This is a genomic window from Aquisalinus flavus (assembly GCF_014640095.1).
Lineage (GTDB): Bacteria > Pseudomonadota > Alphaproteobacteria > Caulobacterales > Parvularculaceae > Aquisalinus > Aquisalinus flavus.
The window spans coordinates 22,244-39,868 of the sequence record NZ_BMGH01000001.1; the positions used below are offsets into that span (position 1 = coordinate 22,244).

The 17,625-nt window shown below is 62.7% G+C and carries 20 protein-coding genes; 10 read left to right on the forward strand and 10 right to left on the reverse strand.

Annotated elements, in window-relative coordinates; translation table 11 throughout:
* Positions 1–55: 55 nt before the first annotated feature.
* Positions 56–763 (forward strand): CoA transferase subunit A, encoded by a 708-nt coding sequence (locus IEV88_RS00105; protein WP_188159281.1) that lies wholly within the window; start codon positions 56–58, stop codon positions 761–763.
* Positions 763–1,416, forward strand: coding sequence for a CoA transferase subunit B (locus IEV88_RS00110; RefSeq protein WP_206711286.1), 654 nt, complete (start codon positions 763–765; stop codon positions 1,414–1,416). Before IEV88_RS00105 ends, IEV88_RS00110 begins: the two co-directional genes overlap by 1 nt.
* Positions 1,417–1,486: 70 nt before the next feature.
* On the opposite strand, the gene IEV88_RS00115 is transcribed toward IEV88_RS00110, so the two are convergent.
* Positions 1,487–3,109, reverse strand: a complete 1,623-nt coding sequence (locus IEV88_RS00115) for an AbgT family transporter (RefSeq protein ID WP_188159282.1) — start codon at positions 3,107–3,109, stop codon at positions 1,487–1,489.
* A gap of 190 nt (positions 3,110–3,299) precedes the next feature.
* On the opposite strand from IEV88_RS00115, the gene IEV88_RS00120 reads away from it, so the two are divergent.
* From IEV88_RS00120 to IEV88_RS00130, 3 genes are all read left to right on the forward strand, one after another.
* Positions 3,300–3,812 carry a pyridoxamine 5'-phosphate oxidase family protein gene (locus IEV88_RS00120; protein ID WP_188159283.1) on the forward strand — a complete coding sequence of 171 codons (513 nt, stop codon included), beginning with the start codon at positions 3,300–3,302 and terminating at the stop codon, positions 3,810–3,812.
* Positions 3,813–3,982: 170 nt separating this feature from the next.
* Entirely contained in the window at positions 3,983–6,139 is a 2,157-nt protein-coding gene (locus tag IEV88_RS00125) for a TonB-dependent siderophore receptor (RefSeq protein WP_188159284.1), read from the forward strand.
* Positions 6,140–6,148: 9 nt separating this feature from the next.
* On the forward strand, positions 6,149–7,306 hold the full coding sequence (locus IEV88_RS00130) for a PepSY-associated TM helix domain-containing protein (RefSeq protein WP_188159285.1): 1,158 nt from the start codon (positions 6,149–6,151) through the stop codon (positions 7,304–7,306).
* 136 nt (positions 7,307–7,442) lie between these two features.
* Here the strand turns inward: IEV88_RS00130 and IEV88_RS00135 are convergent, their stop codons facing one another.
* Both IEV88_RS00135 and IEV88_RS00140 read right to left on the reverse strand, forming a co-directional pair.
* Positions 7,443–8,060, reverse strand: a complete 618-nt coding sequence (locus IEV88_RS00135) for a gamma carbonic anhydrase family protein (protein WP_188159286.1) — start codon at positions 8,058–8,060, stop codon at positions 7,443–7,445.
* A gap of 151 nt (positions 8,061–8,211) precedes the next feature.
* Complete coding sequence (locus IEV88_RS00140; protein WP_188159287.1) at positions 8,212–8,640, reverse strand: DUF6491 family protein; 429 nt, start codon at positions 8,638–8,640, stop codon at positions 8,212–8,214.
* 137 nt (positions 8,641–8,777) lie between these two features.
* On the opposite strand from IEV88_RS00140, the gene IEV88_RS00145 reads away from it, so the two are divergent.
* The 5 genes from IEV88_RS00145 to IEV88_RS00165 all read left to right on the forward strand — a co-directional run bounded on the left by IEV88_RS00145 (position 8,778) and on the right by IEV88_RS00165 (position 13,735).
* Positions 8,778–10,640 carry an ABC transporter ATP-binding protein gene (locus tag IEV88_RS00145; RefSeq protein WP_188159288.1) on the forward strand — a complete coding sequence of 621 codons (1,863 nt, stop codon included), beginning with the start codon at positions 8,778–8,780 and terminating at the stop codon, positions 10,638–10,640.
* 194 nt (positions 10,641–10,834) lie between these two features.
* Positions 10,835–11,713 carry a ZIP family metal transporter gene (locus IEV88_RS00150; RefSeq protein WP_188159289.1) on the forward strand — a complete coding sequence of 293 codons (879 nt, stop codon included), beginning with the start codon at positions 10,835–10,837 and terminating at the stop codon, positions 11,711–11,713.
* A gap of 255 nt (positions 11,714–11,968) precedes the next feature.
* Positions 11,969–12,688 (forward strand): 7-cyano-7-deazaguanine synthase QueC, encoded by a 720-nt coding sequence (queC, locus tag IEV88_RS00155; protein WP_188159290.1) that lies wholly within the window; start codon positions 11,969–11,971, stop codon positions 12,686–12,688.
* Entirely contained in the window at positions 12,685–13,335 is a 651-nt protein-coding gene (gene queE / locus IEV88_RS00160; protein ID WP_188159291.1) for a 7-carboxy-7-deazaguanine synthase, read from the forward strand. The genes queC and queE overlap by 4 nt, the downstream gene beginning before the upstream one ends.
* Positions 13,336–13,369: 34 nt before the next feature.
* Positions 13,370–13,735: a 6-pyruvoyl trahydropterin synthase family protein gene (locus IEV88_RS00165; RefSeq protein ID WP_188159292.1), complete on the forward strand. Its 366-nt coding sequence runs from the start codon at positions 13,370–13,372 to the stop codon at positions 13,733–13,735.
* A gap of 76 nt (positions 13,736–13,811) precedes the next feature.
* Here the strand turns inward: IEV88_RS00165 and IEV88_RS00170 are convergent, their stop codons facing one another.
* The 7 genes from IEV88_RS00170 to IEV88_RS15180 all read right to left on the reverse strand — a co-directional run bounded on the left by IEV88_RS00170 (position 13,812) and on the right by IEV88_RS15180 (position 17,577).
* On the reverse strand, positions 13,812–14,414 hold the full coding sequence (locus tag IEV88_RS00170; RefSeq protein ID WP_188159293.1) for a DUF3313 family protein: 603 nt from the start codon (positions 14,412–14,414) through the stop codon (positions 13,812–13,814).
* A gap of 50 nt (positions 14,415–14,464) precedes the next feature.
* Complete coding sequence (locus IEV88_RS00175; protein ID WP_188159294.1) at positions 14,465–14,641, reverse strand: hypothetical protein; 177 nt, start codon at positions 14,639–14,641, stop codon at positions 14,465–14,467.
* Between the two features lie 187 nt (positions 14,642–14,828).
* On the reverse strand, positions 14,829–15,443 hold the full coding sequence (atpF, locus tag IEV88_RS00180) for a F0F1 ATP synthase subunit B (protein WP_229731382.1): 615 nt from the start codon (positions 15,441–15,443) through the stop codon (positions 14,829–14,831).
* Between the two features lie 7 nt (positions 15,444–15,450).
* Positions 15,451–15,999 carry a F0F1 ATP synthase subunit B family protein gene (locus IEV88_RS00185; protein ID WP_188159295.1) on the reverse strand — a complete coding sequence of 183 codons (549 nt, stop codon included), beginning with the start codon at positions 15,997–15,999 and terminating at the stop codon, positions 15,451–15,453.
* Between the two features lie 39 nt (positions 16,000–16,038).
* On the reverse strand, positions 16,039–16,266 hold the full coding sequence (locus IEV88_RS00190; protein ID WP_155140961.1) for a F0F1 ATP synthase subunit C: 228 nt from the start codon (positions 16,264–16,266) through the stop codon (positions 16,039–16,041).
* A 98-nt stretch (positions 16,267–16,364) separates the two neighbouring features.
* On the reverse strand, positions 16,365–17,177 hold the full coding sequence (locus tag IEV88_RS00195) for a F0F1 ATP synthase subunit A (RefSeq protein ID WP_206711287.1): 813 nt from the start codon (positions 17,175–17,177) through the stop codon (positions 16,365–16,367).
* Positions 17,178–17,247: 70 nt separating this feature from the next.
* Complete coding sequence (locus tag IEV88_RS15180; protein WP_206711288.1) at positions 17,248–17,577, reverse strand: AtpZ/AtpI family protein; 330 nt, start codon at positions 17,575–17,577, stop codon at positions 17,248–17,250.
* Between the last annotated feature and the right edge of the window lie 48 nt (positions 17,578–17,625).

The window sequence follows — 17,625 nt, forward strand, 5'->3', positions numbered from 1 at the left end:
TCATGTTGCTTTGCGGCACCGCTATGGTACATCAGCAGTCAGAAGGAGACAGCTTATGCCCAGCAAGATTTACGGGTCGGCGGACGAGGCGCTCGACGGCCTGACATTCGACGGGATGACCGTCATGGCCGGCGGCTTCGGCCTGTGCGGCATTCCGGAAAACCTGATCGTCGCGCTGCGCGATTCAGGCGCCCAGAACATCACCGCGATTTCCAACAATGCCGGTGTCGACGATTTCGGCCTCGGCCTGCTGTTGCAGACCCGCCAGATCAAGAAGATGGTCTCGTCCTATGTGGGTGAGAACAAGACCTTCGAGAAACAGTATCTGGGCGGCGAACTGGAGCTGGAATTCAACCCGCAGGGCACGCTGGCCGAGCGCATCCGCGCCGGCGGTGCAGGCATTCCCGGCTTCTATACCAAGACCGGCGTCGGCACGCTGATCGCCGAGGGCAAGGAGCACAAGGAGTTCGACGGCGAGACCTATATCATGGAGACGGGCCTGACCGCCGATGTCTCCCTCGTGAAGGCCTGGAAAGGCGACGAGCAGGGCAATCTCGTCTTCCGCAAGACGGCCCGCAATTTCAACCCGATGATGGCGACCGCCGGCAAGGTGACGATCGCCGAGGTCGAGGAGATCGTACCGCTCGGCGCGCTCGACCCCGACCATATCCACACGCCCGGCATCTTCGTGCAGCGCATCGTCCAGGGCGAGTTCGAGAAACGCGTTGAACAGCGCACCGTGCGCCAGCGGGAGAATGCATAATGTCTGAGACCGAACACAAGGGCTGGGACCGTAACCAGATGGCCGAACGGGCCGCGCAGGAACTCGGCGACGGGTTCTATGTCAATCTCGGCATCGGTATCCCGACGCTGGTCGCCAACTATATCGCCGAGGATATCGACGTGACGCTTCAGTCGGAAAACGGCATGCTCGGCATGGGCCCGTTTCCGTATGAGGATGAAGTCGATCCGGACCTGATCAATGCCGGCAAGCAGACCATCACCGAGCTGAAGCGGACCTCCTATTTCTCCTCCGCCGACTCATTCGGCATGATCCGCGGCGGGCATATCAATTTGTCGATCCTCGGCGCCATGGAAGTCTCCGAGCATGGCGATCTCGCCAACTGGATGATCCCCGGCAAGATGGTCAAGGGCATGGGCGGCGCGATGGACCTCGTTGCCGGCGTGAAGAAAGTCGTTGTGCTGATGGATCATACGTCCAAGACCGGCGCGTCGAAGCTGCTCAAGGAATGCTCCCTGCCGCTGACCGGGGTGAAATGCGTCGACCGCATCATCACCAATCTCGGCGTCTTCGACGTCAGCAAGGAAGAGGGCGGGCTGAGCGTCGTCGAGCTTGCCCCCGGCGTGACGCTGGACGAAGTCAGGGAAGCGACCGAAGCGAGGATCCTCGGCTGATCGCCAGCGCATGAGAATCAAAAAAAGCCCGGGCGATGACCCGGGCTTTTTGTTTGGAGAGTGTGCCGCCTTATGGCGTTACCGTCGGCAGGGTGTAGGTCATGTCGGCGCCGGGGCCGAGCGGCCAGCCGACCCAGACCCAGAAGAAGGTCAGCGCGATCCCGCCGATCATCAGCCAGACCGAATAGGGCAGCATCATCGCGGTCAGCGAGCCGAGGCCGAAATCCTTTTGCCAGCGCTGACAGAAGATCAGGATCAGCGGGAAATAGACCATCAGTGGCGTGATGATGTTTGTCGCTGAATCGCCGACGCGATAGGCCGCCGTCGCCCCTTCCGGCGAGATGCCGAGCAGCATCAGCATCGGCACCAGCACGGGCGCGAGCAGCGCCCATTTGGCCGAGGCCGAGCCGACGAACAGATTGATCAGGCCGGTGAACAGCACGATCAGCACCAGGAGGATCGGCAGCGGCAGGCCGGTTGACTGGATCGCATTGGCGCCATGGACCGCCGAGATCAGGCCCAGATTCGACCAGTTGAACATGGCCACGAAGTGGGCTGCGGCGAAGGCGAGGACGAGGTAATAGCCAAGGTCCTTCATCGCATCGGCCATCATTTCCACGAGGTCGCGATGGTTCCTGATCGTGCCTGCAGCCGCGCCATAGGCCCAGCCGGCGGCAAGGAACAGGATGAAGAAGGCGGCGACGAGGGAGCTGAAGAACGGGTTCCAGTTGCTGATCGGGTTACAGTCGCCTGCCGCCGCGACAGCGGCCGGGCAGGCGGTCTCGTCGATCAGCGGCGTCGTCGGGGCGAAGGTGAAGATCAGCCACAACACGATGACACCGAGAACGGCGAGCCCGGCGCGTCCGAGGCCTTTCTTCTGGTCGGCGGTCAGCGGCTTGTCTTCATCGCCGAGCGTCTTGGCCGCGTCGCCGCCGCCCTGGTATTTGCCGAGGCGCGGCTCGATCATCACGTCGGTTACGAACCAGATGATCGGCAGGAACAGGATCGTCATGCCCTGGATGAAATAGGTATTCCCGGCGATATTCGCGATCCAGTTCGGATCGAGGGAGGAGCCTTCGACAGCGGCCTCGGTGATGCCGAACAGCAGGGCATCGAGCTGGCCCGGCGCGATGTTGGCCGAGAAGCCGCCGGAGACACCGGCAAAGGCCGCGGCGATCCCGGCGAGCGGATGGCGGCCGGCGGCCGCGAACAACACGCCGGCAAGCGGGATCAGCACGACATAACCCGCGTCAGCCGCGTGGTTGCCGATCATGGCGACGAGGGCGACGACCGGTGTCAGCAGGAATTTCGGCGCATTGCGTACCGCCGCGCGCATGGCGCTGGCAAACAGGCCGGAACGTTCGGCGACACCGGCGCCCAGCATCACGACCAGCACATAGCCGAGCGGGTGGAAGTGGGTGAACGTCTCCGGCATCTCGACCCAGAGCCGCCTGATATTGTCGCCCGACAGCAGCGCGACGGCGCTGATGACGACCGGGTTGCCGTCCTCGCCGACCAGCGTCGGGTGGGTGGCGGACACGCCCAGCGCCCAGCAGATCAGGGAGATCACGATCAAGGCGCCGATCAGGTAGAAGAAGATGAAGACCGGATCGGGCAGCTTGTTGCCGGTCTTTTCGACCCAGCCGAGAAAGCCCTTCTGTTTCGGTGCGGCGGTTGGTGCATCGGCTGCCATGGATGTCTGCCCTTTCGTCATTCTGGTCGTTGGCCGGAAATGGCGCGTGAGCGGCATTTTTGTCTGTCCTTGCCCCTATTGGCAAGGAAAACAGGCGGCGGCCTGATTTAATCCTCTCCGGTGAAACCCCGCGCCCGCTCGAGGTGTCTGTCAGCACATCCTGAAACAAACCAAGTACCGGAGTACAGCCATGACCGACACCGAGATGACCCGCAAACACCCGGAAAAACAGTTCTGGGACGAGCTGGAAGACGTCCATGCGGTGATGCTCGGCCTGTTGTGCAACCGCGATCACATGCAGCCCATGGCGCCCTTCGCCGATCCGGAGAATGGCAAGGTCTGGTTCTTCTCCAGGAAATCGAACGATCTCGTCACCGAATGCGGCGCGGAATGCACGGCGCATTTCACCTTTGTTGCCGATCACAATAATTATTACGCCTCGGCCAAGGGACGCCTGCGCCGCTCCGGCAATGTCGACAAGGTCGAGGAATATTGGAGCCCGGTCGTGGCCGCCTGGTACGAGCATGGCAAGGACGATCCCGATATCGCCCTGATGGAGCTGACGCTGGAGGACGCCGCCATGTGGAGCACGACCGGCAACGCCCTGAAATTCGGCTGGGAAATCGCCAAGGCCAATATCAGGGATGAAAAACAGCCCGATCTCGGCGAGCGCAATCGCGTGGTCTTCACCCGCGCCGCCTGACCCGGTCTCTTCCCGACATCCTTCGCGAAAAGCCGCTGCACGCAAATGTGGCGCCTTTTTGCGACTTATTCTCAAAATGCCGCCGCACCCCCCTTGCGCCATCATGACGGGTGGGTTAGGGGGCTCCTGCAGATAAGAATCATTATCATTATTAATTGCAGGAGTATCACATGAGGGGTTATCTGAACGGGTCGGCGGCCTTGGCCGCGCTGGTCATGGCGTTTTCGGCGGGGGGCATGGCCTTTGCCCAAGAGGGCGCACAAGCAGGCGGGCAAGAGGACAATGGCGACGAGATCGTCATCATCGGCCGGGCCCAGGAATTCTACCGCGTCGGTGAATCGAGCCTCGCGACCAAGACGCCGACGGCGATTCTCGACACGCCGCAGTCGGTGCAGGTGCTGACCAACCAGCTGATCGAGGACCAGGCCGCGCGCGAGACGACCGATCTCTACCGCTCGATTTCCGGCGTCACCTTCTTCTCTTATTCGGGTATCGTCGCGCGCGGGTTCCGCCAGGACGAGATCCGCTATGATGGCGTGCGCGGCGACCCCTTCGCTGGCTTCTCCGTCCCGCAATTGTTCAATATCGAGCGGATCGAGGTGCTCAAGGGCGTCTCGGGCATGCTCTATGGCGGCGGCGAGCCCGGCGGCCTGATCAACTATGTCACCAAGACCCCCGACTATGAGCAAGGCGGCGAGGTCGAGGTCACCCTCGGCGATCGCGGGCTGTGGGGCGTTTCCGGCGACATCACCGGGCCTGTCGCCGGGCGCGACGACATCGCCTTCCGCCTCGGCGGCTTCTATGAAGAGAGCAATGATTTCCGCAACAATGCCGGCGAGGAGAACGCCATCCTGACGGCGCAAGGCGCGTGGAGGCCCGGTCCGTCTACGGAGCTTGTCGCCTCGCTCGAATATTACGACATCAACCTGCCGGGCAACCGCCTGCGCGGCGTGCCGGTGAATGATGACGGGGATTTCCTCACCGATATCAGCTGGAACACCAATGAAGCGACCGATTTCCTCGCGCTGGAATCGACCATCGGCCAGCTGACCCTGACCCACGAGTTCGCCGACACCCTGTCGCTGCGGCTGATCGGGCGGATCGTCGACAATGAGGAACAGCAGCAATATCACGAGAGCCGCGGCCCTGCCGCGCCGGGCTCGACGCTCTATTTGCGCGAATTCCGCGATCAGCTCCGCACCTCCAGGGAAAGCTCGATCACGGCAGATCTCGTCTGGCAGGAAACCCTCGCCGGCATGGCGCACACCATCCTCGTCGGCGGCGACTATTTCGACACGGAGGCAACCTTCCGTGCACGCACCGCCCGTCAGGACAACCCGCTCGGCACCAGCCCCGGCCCGGTCCAGCCGCTCGACCTGATCGACCCGGTCTATGGCAATTCCGGCTTCCTGCTGCTGCAGGACGAGCTCGACATGATCCCGTGGCGGCGCACCGAGACGAGCGGCGAGCGCTATGGTCTCTATGTCCAGGACCAGGTCGAGATCACGGAGAAATTCCACCTCATCGGCGGCGCGCGCTTCGACTCGTTCGAGCAAACCGACGCCCTCAGCGGCGACAGCGCCGATGACGAGGCCGTCTCCTATCGCGCCGGGGCGGTCTACAAGCCGGTCCCGCCGGTCTCGCTCTATGTCAGCTATGGCGAGGGGTTCAGCCCGCAGGGCATCACCGATCCGGAAGATGGCGGGCCGTTCGATCCGGAGGAGAGCCAGCAGGTCGAGGCCGGCGTGAAGGCCGAGCTGTTCGACGGGCGCATCCTCGCGACGGCGGCGGTCTACGACATCGTCAAAGACAATGTCATCGTCGCCAATCCGGACCCGGCGGCGGGCACGGGCGGGGTGCCCAACCTCGTCCAGATCGGCGAGGTGACCTCGCAGGGCGTTGAGCTCGACGCGGTCGGCGACATCACCGATCAGTGGACCTTCCAGGTCAACTATGCGTGGAACGACACGGCGATCACCGGCGGCGCGCCGGGCTCGATCACCAATGCGGTGGGCGACGGCTTTGCCAATGCGCCGGAGCACGCCTTCGGCCTGTGGACGCGCTATGAGCTGCCGATGCTGAATTCGGCCATCGCCGGCGGCGCCGATTATGTCGGTGAGCGGATTTCCCTCTCCGGTCAGGATGTGAAGGCCTATACCGTCTACGACGCGTCCTGGATCACGACCTTCGACAATGGCTGGCAGGGGCAGGTCAATGTCCGCAATTTGTTCGACGAGGAATATGCCGCCTCCGGATTTATCGACCGGACCGGCCACTTCCCCGGCGCACCGCGCAGCGTCGTCCTGCAGATCTCAAAAAAGTTCTAGGAGAGGGGTATGGCCCGGCCCGGGAACAAGAATGGAAAGAAAAAGAGCCGTCTTTGGTTCGACATTCATTCCTGGGTCGGGCTGAAGCTCTCATTGTTCGTGAGCTTCATCCTGATCACCGGCACGCTGGCGGTCATTTCAAACGAGCTCGACTGGCTCGCCAATGGGTCGATGCGGGTGATGCCGCAGGCGCAGAGCGAGCGGGTCAGCTGGGGCACGCTTTATGAGGCGGCGCGGGCGGATTATCCCGACATGCGCCTGTCCTATTTCACCGGGCCGCTCGACCCGTGGTTCGCCGCCGGGGCCTATGGCCAGATGCCCGATGGCGAGCGCCGGTTGATCGACATCAACCCCTATACCGGCGAGGTGACCGGCGATCGCGGCTGGATGAGCTTCCAGCGCTTCTTGCGCAACACCCACCGGCATCTGATGCTGCCGGTCAAATGGGGCGTGCCGCTGGTCTCGGCCCTGTCCTTCCTGCTGATCGCCTCGATGATCAGCGGGCTGATCGTCTACAAGAAATTCTGGCGCGGCTTCCTGAAGCAACCGCGCACCCGCGACGCCCGCACCCTGAACGGCGATCTGCACCGGCTGGTCGCCCTGTGGACGCTGTGGTTCGTGCCGGTCATCGCCCTGACCGGGCTTTTCTATCTGGCCGAAAGCCTTGGCTGGCGGGCACCGTCCTTTGGCGAGACCGGGAAGGCGCGTGAGGTCGAGATCACGCTGACGGGCGAGATGATCGACGAGATGGCGGCGCGGGCGGAAGAGGTCCAGCCGGGGCTCGATATCTCGGTCATGCTGCCGCCGACCCGCCCCGGCCAGCCGCTGGTGTTTCAGGGCTATACGGACGGCACCTGGCTGGTCAGGGCCCGGGCGAGCTATGTCGCCTTCGACCCGGCGACCGGCGCCGTGCTCGGCACCCATCGCTCGCGCGATGCCGGGCTGCATCAGCGCATCGCCGAGATGGCCGACCCCTTGCATTTCGGCACCTTCGGCGGGATCTGGACCAAGCTGATCTGGTTCGTCTTCGGCGCGGCGCTGTCGGCCCTGTCGGTGACCGGCGTCGTCATCTATGGCCAGCGCATGGTGCGCTCCGCCATGGGCACGGCAAAAGGGACGGGCGCAGCGCCGCCGGCCGGCCGGCGCCAGCTGGAGGCAGCCGAATGAAGATACCGTCCTGGCTTGCCATCGCCTGGAAGGGGATGGGCCCGTGGAAATGGATCGGCGTCGCCGCGATCCTGACCGTCATCGTGCTGCTGCCGTTCAACATGGGCGGCTGAATTGTCCGCCTCAATTGCACCCGTCAGTCACAGCCACTCGTCTTGAAGTCGGCCGCAGACAAGTCGGAAGGGGACCGGGCGCAGTCGAATTCTTCCAGCGCGGCCGCATGGGCTTTCGCCTCCTCGACATAATGGGCCGAGCCCATCAGCGCGTGCCTGTCCTCGCCTTCCTTCAGGTCACGGAATTTCCGCGCCGGCATGCCGGCCCACATCTCGCCCGTCGGCACGGTCTTGCCGGGCGACAGGAACGCGCCTGCCGCCAGATAGCCGCCGCTCTCGACCAGCGACCGGTCGAGCATTGTCGCGCCCATGCCGACAAAGCCGCCATCCTCCACGGTGCAGCCATGCAGCATGCATTTGTGCCCGATCAGCACGTTCTGCCCGATGATCACCGGCGTGCCGCCCCAGTCCGGCGCATCGACATGGATGATCGTGCCGTCCTGCACGTTGGAGCCGGCGCCGATCTCGATCCGGTTGGTGTCGGCGCGCAACACGCACCCATACCAGACGCTCGCCTCTGGCCCGACATGGACATCGCCGACCAGCACCGCGCCGGGCGCGATGAAGGCGGAAGCATGGATCTGCGGCGTCTTGCCGTGAAAGGGCAGGATCAGCGGCTGCAGGCGGTCCGGATTGGTCATGGTCAAGGGCCTTAACATTGCTTGCGCCGAGCTTATCGAAATGCCCCCGCGCGCGTCGAGGCCGATGCGCAGGAGAATGCAGCCAGACAACAAAAAACGGCTCCCGCAGCCGCAGGCCGGGGAGCCGTTTAAAACGGATGGAACGGCAGGCTTATTGCGCGGCCATTTCCTCTTCGTCTTTCCACTCGTGGATCGACGTGATCAGGCAGCGGGACGGCTTGAGGCCGGTGCCGTCATTGCCGAAGGCGGAATCATAGGCAACGATGTAATCGCCGCGGGTCAGGCAGCCGCCGCGGTTCTCGATCTGTAGCGACAGCGCATTGCCGAGGCCGAAACAGCTTGCCGTTTCAAGCAGATAACGGTCGCGCACGCCGGTGCGTACGACGACGGCCCTGTCATTGATGGTGGAGAAGGAATCGATCTGCCCGGCAAAGCAGACATTGTTGACCTGTTCGCCCTTGCGCGCCTCGACCATGGCGGTGCGCTCCTGCTGCGTCTCTGACGGCGCGCTGGAACAGGCGCCGAGAAGGGGTAGCGCGGCAATACCGGCAGCCAGAAAGCTGATTTTGAATACGGGCATAAGTTCCTCCTGTTTGGCTATCGTTAAAACGTTGACACGGTCTCAATAGTTGCATCATAGCCCATATCCGGGTCATATAGCGCTTCTTTTTCGACAGAACGCATGTTTGTGACTGCATGCCGGAGGCCCCTGAATTCATGTCTGTATCGCGTAACCCGGATAGCCCCATCCTCGAGCTGAAGAACCTGACCGTCGATTTCGCGACCCCCGATGGCGTCGTCAATGCCGTGAAGGGCGTCTCCCTGGCAATCAATGCCGGGGAATGCGTCGGGATTGTCGGCGAATCCGGCTCCGGCAAGAGCCAGACCTGCCTGTCGGCCGTGGGTCTCGTCGCCGACAATGGCCGCGTGTCCGGCGAAGCGCTCTATCATGGCGAAGACCTCCTCAGGATGCGAGCCGGCAAGCGCCGCCAGATCCTCGGCGACCGGATCACCATGATCTTCCAGGACCCGCTGACCTCGCTGACACCGCATATGACGATCGGCGACCAGATGGGCGAGGTACTGGCCCTGCACAAGAAGATCACCGGCGAGAAAGCCCGCCAGCGCTCGATCGAGCTGCTCGAGCGCGTGCGCATTCCCGAGGGCGCGCGGCGGCTGCGGCAATTTCCGCACGAGCTGTCCGGCGGCATGCGCCAGCGCGTGATGATCGCCATGGCGCTGCTCGGCGATCCGGAACTTCTGATCGCCGACGAGCCGACCACGGCCCTCGACGTCACGGTGCAGGCCCAGATCCTCGACATCATGGCCGATCTGAAGACCGAGCAGAATATGGGCATCGCCATCATCACCCACGATATGGGCGTGGTTGCGCGCATGTGCGACCGGGTGATGGTGATGAAGGATGGCGAATTCGTCGAGTCCGGTACGGCCGACGAGATCTTCTATAATCCGCAGCAGGATTATACCAGGATGCTGCTCGACGCGATGCCGCGGATCGATCAGCCCGACCGCCATGGCCGTCCGGCCATCCGTCCGGTCCCGGCCGATGCGCCAACCCTCCTCGAGGTCGACGAGGTCAAGGTGCATTACCCGGTCAGGGTTGGCTCCGGCCTGTTCCGGAAGAAGAAACCGCTGCGCGCCGTCGATGGCGTCAGCTTCAATCTCAAGCGCGGCGAGACGCTGGGCGTTGTCGGCGAATCCGGCTGCGGCAAGTCAACGCTTGCCCGCGCGATCCTGCAATTCGCGCCGATCAAGAAGGATAGCAAGTCCGAAAAGCCGGTCGTCTGGCTCGGCAAGGATCTGACCTCGCAGTCGAAGGCCAAGATCCGTGCCCTGCGCAAGGATTTCCAGATCATCTTCCAGGACCCGCTTGCCGCCCTCGATCCGCGCATGACGATCGGCGCCTCCATTGCCGAGCCGCTGAAGACCCACAAGAGCAATCTGGGTACGAAGGAAATCAACGCCCGCGTGCGCTCGCTGCTGGAACGGGTCGGTCTGCCCGGCGCCTTCCTCAACCGCTATCCGCACGAGCTGTCAGGCGGCCAGAACCAGCGTGTCGGTATCGCCCGGGCGATGATCCTTGAGCCGGAAATGGTCATCTGCGACGAGGCCGTCTCCGCCCTCGACGTCTCGGTACAGGCGCAGATCATCGACCTGCTGATCGACCTGCAGCATGATTTCGGCACATCGCTGATCTTCATCTCCCACGACCTGTCCGTCGTGCGCGAGGTTTCCCACCGGGTCATGGTGCTGTATCTCGGCCAGATCGTCGAACTCGCCGACCGCAATGCGATCTACGAGGATGCGCGCCATCCCTATACCAGGGCGCTGATCCTGGCCGTGCCGACGCCGGACCCGCAGATCGAGAAATCCAAGCCGCGGGTGAGGCTGGAAGGCGACCTGCCGTCACCGCTCGACACCCGGGCGCCGCTGCGCTTCCTCAAGTCGAAAGTGATAGACGATCCGGATGCGGTGCAATATCGCCCGAAGCTGATCGAGGTCTCGCCCGGCCATTGGGTCGCAGAGCACGATCCGGTCGAAGAGGCGACGGCGGCCTGATTGGTACGCCCGGCCGTTCGGCGTCCGGATGGCGGTCGGGTGTTGCCGAATTGCCGTTACGCGACCGAAACGATTAGAGTTTTAAGTTGACAAGCAAGCCCCTGTTAATGTGTGTGATTATATAACAACGGCTTGCGCTGTCTTTCGCAAAGGTTAAGATGGTGTTAAGGGAACCACCGGCACCAGGCTGACCCATGCGCAGGCTGACCCGCCCGGGGAATCGAGAATTTGGGGATGCAGTCGGCTGCAGTTTACCGCTTATGGTATTGGCGTATCTCGTCGAATGGAATTCGCCCGCATTGATTGCGAGCCTGATCGCCGCCCTGATGGCGACGCTCGGCCTGGTCTGCGTCTGGCTGAACGAATCCTTCGCCGACAAGTATTCCGGCTATTTCTCTGCTTTTGCTGCCGGTGTGCTGGTGATGACGGCGCTGCGCCTGTTCCCCGAAGGCCTCGCCATGACGGCGAACGCCCCCTACTGGGCGCTGGGCGGCTATCTGTCCCTGTATATGATCAATGCCCTGTTGAGGCATGAGCCCAATGCCGGGGTTGCAATCGCTCCCCTGCTTGGCATCGGTCTTCACTCTTTTCTCGACGGCATAGAGTACGGCATTCTCTACGAGCACGACATCTTCATTGGCATGATGGCCTCGATCGGGCTGATCCTGCATGAATTCGCAGAGGGTATGATACTCTTTGCCATCCTCCGCGGCAGCGGCATGAAACCGAGTATAGCCGTCATCGTCGCTTTCTTCGGTGCGGCCCTGACCACGCCGCTGGGCGCTCTCATCTCGGTGGAATATTTGCATGATGCCCCGCCAGATGTGCTCGGCATCTTGGTATCGGTTGCTGCCGGTGCCCTGCTCTATGTCGGGGCAACACATTTGACCGTCCATATTACCAATACGAACCGGTTTGCCGCCGTTATCGTCTATGTACTCGGTGTGATTTTGGCGATGGGCCTCAGCTTTGCGCATCATGACCTCCATGATGACGGCCACGCCCATGATGCGACCGAACTGTCAGCCGGGACGCCGGATGCTGATGGCGTGCGGCAGCACCTGCCAAGATAAAGGAACGCCGCCGGTGCGGAATCCGGCGGCGTTCGGATCGGGAGAGAATTGAAAGCCTGTTTCGGGATCAGCTTTCAGGTGGTGGTGTGGCGGTTACCTCTCCGATACGCAACTTATGCGCGAGAATGTTTAAAATTCTCCTAAAGGCATGCGCAGGTTGTGCCCTGCGTTCAAAAAAATGCGGGGGCCGCGTTGGCATCCCGATGGTTTTTGCAGTATGGGAGCGTCTTTCCGACCGATGGAGATGTGACTGCCATGAAGCTGGCTGAAGACAGGGCGCTCGTACTTTTTTCCGGCGGACAGGATTCTGCGACCTGTCTCGCCTGGACCCTGTCGCGCTATGCCCATGTCGAAACCGTCGGCTTTGCCTATGGCCAGCGTCACCATGTGGAGTTGAAAGCGCGCCTTGCCCTGCGCCGCGAAATTGCCAGCCATTTCCAGGGCTGGGGCGCGAAGCTGGGAGAGGATCACCTCGTCGATCTCGAAGCCCTGTCGGCGCTGGGCGAAACAGCGATGACCGGCGACGTCGAATTCCAGATGGCCGAAAGCGGCCTGCCCAACACCTTCGTGCCCGGCCGCAACCTCGCCTTCCTCGTCCTCGCGGCAGCGCTTGCCTATCGCCGCAATATGGGCACGCTGGTCGGCGGCATGTGCGAGACGGACTTTTCCGGCTATCCCGACTGCCGCGCCGATACGCTGGAAGCCCAGATGCAGGCCCTGCGCCTCGGTATGGACGCGGATTTCCGCCTGAAGACACCGCTGATGCATCTGACCAAGGGGCAGACCTGGGAAATGGCCGAGGCAGAGGGCGGCACGGAGCTTGTCGGCCTGATCGTCGAGCACAGCCACACCTGCTATCGCGGCGACCGGGACCACCGTCACGTCTGGGGCTATGGCTGTGGCACCTGCCCGGCCTGCGAGCTGCGCGAAAAGGGCTGGAACGACTACAGGGCCGCGCCCGGACCATCGGCATGAGCCGCATCTATTCAGTCAAGGAAATGTATTTCACCCTGCAGGGGGAGGGCGCGCAGACCGGCCGCGCCGCGGTCTTCCTGCGCTTTGCCGGCTGCAATCTGTGGACCGGGCGCGAGCAGGACCGCGGCCGCGCCGTCTGCGATTTCTGCGATACGGATTTCATCGGCACGGACGGGCCGGGCGGCGGCAAGTTCGGCACGCCTGCTTCCCTCGCCGCAGCGGCGCGGCAGATGTGGGACGCCGAGGCCGCCCCGGGCGAGGGCATTCCCTATGTCATCTGCACGGGTGGCGAGCCGCTCTTGCAGCTCGATGCGCCCCTGATCGCGGCCCTGCATGAGGCCGGTCTCCAGGTCGGGGTCGAGACCAATGGCACGGTGGCAGCGCCTACCGGGCTCGACTGGATCTGCGTCAGCCCCAAGGCCGATGCGCCGCTGGTCCAGACCTCCGGCGATGAATTGAAGCTCGTCTATTTCCAGCAAAAGGCCCGGCCGGAGCGGTTCGCCGCGCTCTCCTTTGCGCATTTTTTCCTCCAGCCTATGGACGGCCCGGAGATTTCGCGCCATACAGCCGCCGCTATAGAGTATTGCCGCCGCCACCCGCAATGGCGGCTGAGCCTGCAGATCCACAAGCTGACGGGGATCCCCTGAGCATCAGCAGGCCGAACCGAAGAAGACGACTGACATGATGCGTATCGCCAAATCCGTGACTTTCGACGCGGCTCATTTCCTGTCCCTCGACTCGGACGAGCGGCCCTATGCGCGCATGCATGGCCATTCCTTCCGCCTGACCGTCGAGCTTGAAGGCGAGCCCGACCCGGTCACCGGCTGGGTCGAGGATTTTGGCGACATCAACGATGCCTTGTCCGGCATCCACGAACAGCTCGACCATCGCCTGCTCAACGAGATCGAGGGGCTGTCCATGCCCACCCTGGAGAACATCTGCCTCTGGGTCGCCGGCAAGCTGCAGCCGCGCTTTGCCGGTCTCGCCCGCGTCGTCGTCGAGCGGCCGTCCAATGGCGAAGCCTGCACCTATACCATCAAGCCCTGAAACCACGCCCGGGCCTGACACGAAAAAGCCGCCCGGGTGAGGGGCGGCTTTCTTTCTGTCTGCAGTGATCGATCCGTTAGCTGATGTAACGGGCGATCTTGTTCGCGGTGAAATAGAAGCCGCGGTCAGCGTCCTGCCAGATACCGGGGCGGCCGACATTGTCGTTCAGATCGCCCTGATAGGACTCGCTCAGCGTTGCCAGCGTGCGGCCATTCTCGCTCAGCGTGATCGAGACAGTCGATTTGCCGGTATAGACCGAGTCCTGGCTCAGGCTTGGCTGTTGCGAGATATCGGCCATGGTCGGCTGGTTGGCCGCCAGGTCGGTGATCGTCGCGCTGACGGTCAGCACGCCATCGCCGGGCGCGCGGACGATCTGCTTGGTCTTGCCGATCTCGCGCTTGAGCACACGCTCGAGATCGTCGGCCTTGGCCTCCAGGTCGCGTTCGCGCACGGGACGCTCGGTGGCGCCGAAGCGTGCGCTGGCCAGACCTGAGTCGCGGGCCGCGATAGATGCGTCATAGGTGACGTCGGCGATATAGACTTTCTCGTACTCGGCAAACCGGCTGTCGCTGGTGACCGAGGCTTCGTCGAAGCGGACGGGGCCGTCAGTGCTGGCGCAGGCACCTGCAAGGGCCAGCATGGGTATTGCAGCCAACAGGCCGATATTGAGTTTAGTCATGGCAATCTCCAACTCCATATCCCCCTGACGGGAATATAGCGCTGGAGCGGCTATTTTGCAAAAGCATGCTGTAGTACCGGCTCGCGCGGTGCTGCCTGTTCGGCCTTTGCCTCGCGATTCAGCCGCATCGGGCCAAAGCCGCCATCGAGAACGAAGGACAGGCCCGCATTATGCTGCGCCATCTCGGTCGTGCCGGGAAGATAGGTAAAACGCCCTTTATAGGTCATGGGATCAACTCCTTGTTGAACCTACTATGAGCCCGGGCACCCTGCCGGAACATGACCGTCCGATTAAGCCCGGGAAAGCTTTCTACCATTTAACCCATGATAAAAGGTTAACGAAAAAGCCCGGCCAAACCGCTTAACCGCGGGGCCGGGCTGTCATCCGTTAACGATATGCCGGAGATTTTAGCGGTCAGGTCAGCTTGCTGCGCACATTGGCGATGGCGCGGTCGACGAGGGCGGCGCCGGCCTGGGTGTCGAGGCGCTGGCGCACGATCTGCTCGGCGGCGGCGGCGGCGACATCGGCCGTGCGGTTGCGCACTGCGGCAATGGCCTGTGCCTCGGCGCGGGCGATCTTCTCTTCCGCGGCCTTAGAGCGGCGGGCCAGCTGCTCGTCAAGTTTCTTGCGGGTTTCCTCGGCCATGCGCTTGGCATCGCGCTTGGCCTGATCGATGATGCCCTGGGCCTCTTCCTCGGCTTCACGCTGGCGGCGCTGATACTTGGCCAGAAGCTCCTGCGCCTCCTCGCGAAGGTCGCGCGCTTGTTCAAGTTCCGAGGCGATCGTCTTGCCGCGGCGGTCAAGCATGCCGCCGACGGTCTTGTGCACGCCCATGAACCAGAACAGCAGGACGACGCACAGGAACGGCAGCAGCGTCCACAGATAGGTGTCGAGCCAGACCGGTACCGATTCGTACTCGCCATAGCCATTGGCATCGACAGCCAGTTCTTCCTGCATCACCTCGGCGGCGGTCGGCTCGCCCTGGGGTTGACCCTGGGGGGCTTCTTCATATTGCAGCAGCATCATCATTCAACCCTTACGAAGCCTGCGCGGCTTCAATGGCATTCTTGACGGCAGCATCGTCCGGCTGCTCGTCGATCAGCACCTGCACGACAGCCTTGGTCGTCTCAATGGCCGCTTCCCGGACCTTGGCCTCGGCGGCGGTCTGCATCTGCGCGATGCGGGCTTCGGCGGCGGCGATCTGCTGGTTCAGCGTCTCGTCCATGTCGGCCTGCATGCCGGCGATTTCCTCGTCGAGCGAGGCGCGGGTCTCGGCAGCGATCGAGGCAGCCTTGGCACGGGCATCGGCCAGCGCCTTGCGATAGGCTTCCTCAGCCTCCCCCGCCTCACGCTTGAACTCGGCCGCCTTGTCGTAATCATCGGCGATGCGGTTGCGCCGCTCCTCGATGATGCCGCCCAGTTTCGGCAGGAATACCCTGTCCATCAGCCAGTAGAGGATGCCGAAGGTCAGCGCGAGCCAGAACAGCTGGCTCGGATAGGTCGAGACATCCATCTGCGGGAGGCCGCCGGAACTTTCAGCGGCCTCTCCCGGTGCGAATGCCATGATCATGAGAATCGGCGTCATGCCAACTCCCCTTTCAGCTTGGTGTTGGGATCGCCTGAACTAGACGACGAACAGGATGATGATCGCAACGACGAAGGCCAGCAGGCCCGTGAATTCCGTCAGCGCGAAGCCGAGCAGCAGGGTCTGCTGGTTGCCGGCGGCGGCGGACGGGTTGCGGAAGGCACCTGTCAGGAACGAGCTGAAGATCATGCCGAGGCCGATACCGGCGCCGGCGAGCGGGAGGGCTGCAATGCCTGCACCGATCATTTTTGCTGCTTCTACGTCCATTTTTTTTCTCCTAAATGGTTCAAACTGGCGTTTCAAGTGGACCGTTACTCCTGGCATCGCGGCTGGCCCGGCATCCGCGCAGGAAACTGCATTATCCGTTAGTGACTGGGGTGCAGCGCGTCGTTGAGATAGACGCTGCTGAGAATGGCGAAGACATAGGCCTGCAGGAAGGCGACGAGCAGTTCGAGCAGGAACAGGGCGACATTGCCGAGGAACGGGAAGATGGCGAGCCAGCCGACCATCGGACCGGCCGCCAGCAGCGCCGTGATGAAGCCGGCAAAGATCTTCAGGATCATGTGCCCGGCGAGCATGTTGGCGAACAGACGAATGGCCAGCGAGATCGGGCGCGAGATGAAGGAAACGATCTCGATCAGCGGGATCAGCCACAGCAGCCACCAGGGCACGCCCGACGGCACGAACAGTTTCAGGAAGCCGATACCGTTCTTGTAGAAGCCATAGACCAGCAGGATCGTGATCGTGACCATGGCCAGCGCGAAGGTGACGATGATGTGGCTGGTCGGGGTGAAAGTGTGCAGCGCGTACGGCAATCCCGGGATCGTTGGCCACAGGCCGAGCAGGTTGCACGAGAAGATGAACATGAACAGCGTGAAGATATAGGGGAAGAATCTCATGCCTTCCGAGCCGCAGGCATCGCGCAGCATGTCGGCGATGAACTGATACAGGCTCTCGCCGGCGGATTGCATCTTGCCCGGCACCATCTGGGCGCGGTTGGTCGCGGCGAACATGAACACGGAAACCGCAACAACGCTGATCAGCATCCACAGGCTGGCATTGGTGAACGAGATGTTCACGCCGGCGAGGTCGAGATGGATGATATCCAGGATCTCGAATTGCTCCATTGGCCCGGCCAGGGTGGCGAGTACCGCGGTCATCGTCGTTATTGCTGTCATACCAGCCCCAAGTTACAGCGCCCAAGTTACAGAGCATGTCGCGCGCGGCGCACACTGATCAGCGCGCCTCTTATTCGTCTTTGCTCTCTTCTTCAAGAGCGGCGTTCATTTCATTCATCGCCCGGTACACATTCAGGATACCGGCGGCAAAGCCAAGGGCCAGTCCGGCGAGCATGAACCACGGCTTGGACCCGATCAGCTGATCGATGCCGTAGCCGAGGGCGCCGGCGACGAGGAGTGCCGCCAGCATTTCCGTCCCGATACGGAAGGCCTGACCCAACGCCGACCGCTCGCTGCGCTGCAGGTCCTCGACCGCGTCGTCCTTCCGGCGGGACTTGTCCAGCCGCTCGCCGAACTCGTCGATCGAGGGCAGGTCGTCGTCTTGATGCCTGGAGTCCAAGGGTGTGCTCCTGCTGACCGCGTGCCGGTAGCGTCAAATCGCGCGGTT